Below are 4,001 nucleotides of genomic sequence, written 5' to 3'. Positions count from 1 at the left end.
TGAACCCGGAGGGAACGGCTTGTTTGGGGGTATTGCTGCGTTGCGCCGCTTGCCAAGACGCCCAGTCTTGGCTGCGCGACGCGCCTTGCACTACCTCCCAAACAATCGCGTTCGCACTCACGGAGATTGACGAAATGAGTTCTAGCCATAGAATCTGAATTTTCTTCTGTGTAATGAAGAATAGCTGAATTAAATTCTGATTATAAGGGCAATTATCGGGACTAATATCATCAAAGAGTAAATAGAATCGAGCACCATAAAAAGTGTTGCGCCGGACCGGACTTCAGATCTCCCGGACGCGACGAGCCGACCAAAGCACAGAAGAGAGACCCACCCGCCATGCCATTATCTGCAGTTGCGCCTTGCGACCGTCTTGCCTTTGTTGCCGCCCGGCCTGAATTCAGCGATTTATCCCAAGCCTGACCTTCAACCAAGAGAGGAAACAACATGTATAACCGCATGCATATCATCGCCGCTTCACTTGCCATCATCCCGGCATTCGCATCTGCTCAGGAAGTGCAAACAGTGAAGATCGGTTTCAGCAGTCCGCTGACCGGGCCACAAGCTTCGGCCGGCAAGGACAACCAGGGCGGTTTGCAAATGGCGGTCGAGCGTCTGAACACGCAAGGTCTCGTCATCGGCGGCAAAAAGATCAAGTTCGAAATCGTCGCGGAAGATGACCAGGCCGATCCGAAGTCGGGCGTGGGCGTAGCGCAAAAGCTGGCTGACCAGGGCGTCAAGGCCATCGTCGGTCCTTACAACTCGGGCGTGACCATTCCAGCCTCGCGCGTCTACAACGACGCCGGCATCGTCACCGCGACTGTTGCTTCCAATCCGAAGATCACCCAGCAAGGTTTCCAGACACTGTTCCGCGTTGCCGCAAGCGACAGCCAGCTGGGCGGCAAGATGGCCCTGTATGCAGCCAAGGAACTGAAGATCAAGACCGTGTCCGTGATCGATGACCGCACCGCCTACGGCCAAGGCCTGGCGGAAGAATTCATCAAGATCGCCCAAGCCAACGGCATCAAGGTCGTCAGCAAGGACTTCACCAACGACAAGGCAACCGATTTCACCGCCATCCTGACCTCGATCAAGGGCAAGAAGCCGCAAGCCGTGTTCATCGGCGGCTACGCGCCACAAGGCGGTCCGATCAAGCGTCAGATGAAGCAACTGGGCATCGATGCATTGCTGATGGGCGGCGACGGCATCTGCTCGCCTGAAATGGGCCGTCTGGGCGGCGACGCCATCGGCGAAAGCGTCTACTGTACCCAAGGCGGCACCATGCTGGAGAAGGCCAAGGAAGGCAAGGCTTTCGCTGACGACTACCAAAAGAAGTTCGGCCGTCCTGCAGAAGTCTACGCAGTCTCGTTCTATGACGGCATGATGGTCATCGCTCAGGCCATGAAGGCGGCCAACTCGGTTGAACCAAAGGTCTACGGCCCTGCGCTGGCTAAAATCAAATACAAAGGCGTGGCAGGCCAGTACGAGTTCGACGACAAGCACGACCTGAAGCAATCGCCAGTGACGATCTTCCGCTTCAAGGACGGCGTGCCGGTTGCTCTGACCAGCTACTGATCGGTCATCCTCCACGTTTCATTTCTGCCAGGGAACAATCGCCAAGTTGAATCATCAAGTTGCGATTGCTTCCCTGAAATGATCCCCAGGTAATTCCGTTTCCGGCCCCCTGCATTGCAGGCGGGTCTGAACCGGCTGCAACCCGGTCCTGCGTGACCGGGCAGGCATTGATGCATCCGTATCACCAATACGGCGCACGCAACGGGAAATGCAATACACTCCCCCTTGCGAATAGTTTCTAGGATTTTGTAGAAGGAAGTTTCATGCTCAGCTATACCCGCACCGTCCAGACCATCGACGCCCACACCGGCGGCGAACCCCTGCGCATCCTGGTGTCCGGCCTGCCGCAAGTGCCCGGCGCGACCATCCTCGAAAAGCGCAGCTGGCTGAAAGAAAACCGTGACGACCTGCGCCAGTTCCTCATGAACGAGCCGCGCGGCCACGCCGACATGTACGGGGCTTACCTGTTTCCGCCGCTGACGCCGAATGCCGATTTCGGCGTTATTTTTATCCACAACGAAGGCTACAGCGACATGTGCGGCCACGGCATCATCGCGCTGGGCAAAGTGCTGGTGGAGATGGGCTATGTTGAGCGCACCTCACCGGTGACCCGCATCTGCTTCGACGCGCCGGCCGGCTTCATCGACGCCAGCGTGGAGTGGGACGGCCAGCGCGCCGGCAAGGTCACCTTCAAGAACGTGCCGTCCTTCATCTATCAGCGCGACGTCGAAGTCGACACCCCGAGCTTCGGCAAGATCACCGGCGACATCGTCTTCGGCGGCGCCTTCTACTATTACATCAACGCCGACCAGGCCAACTTGACCGTCAAGCCGGAACTGGTGCGCCAACTGATCCAACTCGGCGCCGAAACCAAGGCCGCCGTCAAAGCCAAGGTCAAAATCCAGCATCCGCTCGAACCCGGCCTGAACACCCTATACGGCACCATCATCGACAGCGCGCCCAATTTCCCCGGCGCCGACCAGTCCAACGTCTGCATCTTTGCCGATCGCGAAGTGGATCGCTCGCCCACCGGCACAGGCACTTCCGGCCGCGCGGCGCAGTTGTTCCAGCGCGGCAAGCTGGCGCTGAACCAGAACTATGTCAACGGCAGCATCGTCGGTAGCAACTTCGGTGTCAAGGTCACCGGCACCACCAAGGTCGGCGAACTCGACGCCGTCTTCACCGAAGTCACCGGCTCGGCCCACATCATGAGCACCAACCAATGGGTGCTGGAAGAGTCCGACCCGTTCCCGACCGGCTTCTTCCTGAGGTAAGACGATGCACATTCTCGACGCTCAACAAACCGCCGACGCCTTGCCGTTCGACCGCCTGGTGCCGGCGCTGGCAAAAGCTGCGCAGGAATATTCCGGCGGCCAGATTACCGCGCCCGATCGTCAGGTCGTGCCGATCGACGCCGCCAGCGTGCTGCTCAGCATGCCGGCCGTCAGCCCGGACCTCAGCGTCACCAAACTGATCACCGTCCACGCCGACAACGCCAGGCACGGCCTGCCGGTGATCCAGGGCGAAGTGGTCGTATTCGAAACCCAGACCGGCCGCCGCATCGCCTTGCTGCACGGCCCGACCGTGACGGCGCGCCGCACCGCGGCGATGACCTTGCTCGGCATCCAGACGCTGGCGCCGGCCAAGCCGAAGTCGGCGCTGCTGATCGGCACCGGCGTGCAATCGGCGGCGCATGCCGACGCGCTGGTGGAATATTTCGGCGTCACGCAATTCTGGATCGTGGCGCGCGATATCGCCCGCACCCAGGCGTTCTGCAGCGCGCTCAGCACGCGCCACATCGATCGCGGCATCGTCGCCAGTCCCTTGTCTGCCGAGGCCATGCAAAACGACTTGCCCGCCACCGACGTGCTGATCGCTTTGACGACTTCGCGCACTGCCGTGATCCCGCCCAGACTTGCGCCGCACACGCTGGCCATCGGCGTCGGGGCCTTCAAGCCCGACATGGTGGAATTCCCGGCGTCGTTGCTGGCTGAACGCACCATCGTCGTCGACGATGTTGACGGCGCCAAACATGAGGCGGGCGACCTGATTCAGGCCGGCGTCGACTGGAGCAAAGTGCGCAACATCGGCGACATCCTCGCCGGTCGCGGCGAGCCGATTCCGTCGGATCGCGGCATGCCGGTATTCAAGACTGTGGGACAAGCATCATGGGATCTGGCAGCGGCGCGTGTAGTGCGCGATATGTTGCAGACCTGAACCGGCGCAGGAAAGATTTTTTCAGATTCACAAAGAACCGTTCCGTCGCAACCGGAGCGGAAAAAAGGGAGCATAGGAGACATATGGACATCTTCATCCAGCAAATCATCAACGGCCTGGTCTTAGGGAGCATGTACGCCCTGATCGCCCTGGGCTACACGATGGTGTACGGGGTCTTGAACCTGATCAATTTTGCGCACGGCGACGTG

4 protein-coding genes are annotated in these 4,001 nt (G+C 59.8%); all 4 read left to right on the top strand.

Annotated features, from left to right (window positions below; translation table 11 throughout):
• Positions 1 to 447: 447 nt before the first annotated feature.
• Entirely contained in the window at positions 448 to 1,575 is a 1,128-nt protein-coding gene (locus AKL25_RS23545; protein ID WP_050480129.1) for a branched-chain amino acid ABC transporter substrate-binding protein, read from the top strand.
• Between the two features lie 263 nt (positions 1,576 to 1,838).
• Positions 1,839 to 2,849, top strand: a complete 1,011-nt coding sequence (lhpH, locus tag AKL25_RS23540) for a trans-3-hydroxy-L-proline dehydratase (RefSeq protein WP_050480128.1) — start codon at positions 1,839 to 1,841, stop codon at positions 2,847 to 2,849.
• Between the two features lie 4 nt (positions 2,850 to 2,853).
• A complete protein-coding gene (locus AKL25_RS23535) occupies positions 2,854 to 3,792 on the top strand; it encodes a delta(1)-pyrroline-2-carboxylate reductase family protein (RefSeq protein ID WP_050480127.1) in 939 nt (312 codons plus the stop codon).
• Positions 3,793 to 3,875: 83 nt separating this feature from the next.
• Positions 3,876 to 4,001, top strand: a 126-nt coding sequence (locus AKL25_RS24375; RefSeq protein WP_420840730.1) for an ABC transporter permease subunit, incomplete at its 3' end; no start/stop codon positions are given.

Origin of the sequence: Herbaspirillum rhizosphaerae (genome assembly GCF_001189965.1) — a bacterium.
Taxonomy (GTDB): Bacteria; Pseudomonadota; Gammaproteobacteria; order Burkholderiales; family Burkholderiaceae_D; genus Herbaspirillum; species Herbaspirillum rhizosphaerae.
Note: the sequence above shows the minus strand (reverse complement) of the source record. Positions and strands in the feature narration are given on the sequence as shown.

Coding starts and splice junctions, on each gene's coding strand:
- AKL25_RS23545 (WP_050480129.1), top strand. CDS start 448: ATGTATAACCGCATGCATATCATCGCCGCTTCACTTGCCATCATCCCG.
- lhpH (WP_050480128.1), top strand. CDS start 1,839: ATGCTCAGCTATACCCGCACCGTCCAGACCATCGACGCCCACACCGGC.
- AKL25_RS23535 (WP_050480127.1), top strand. CDS start 2,854: ATGCACATTCTCGACGCTCAACAAACCGCCGACGCCTTGCCGTTCGAC.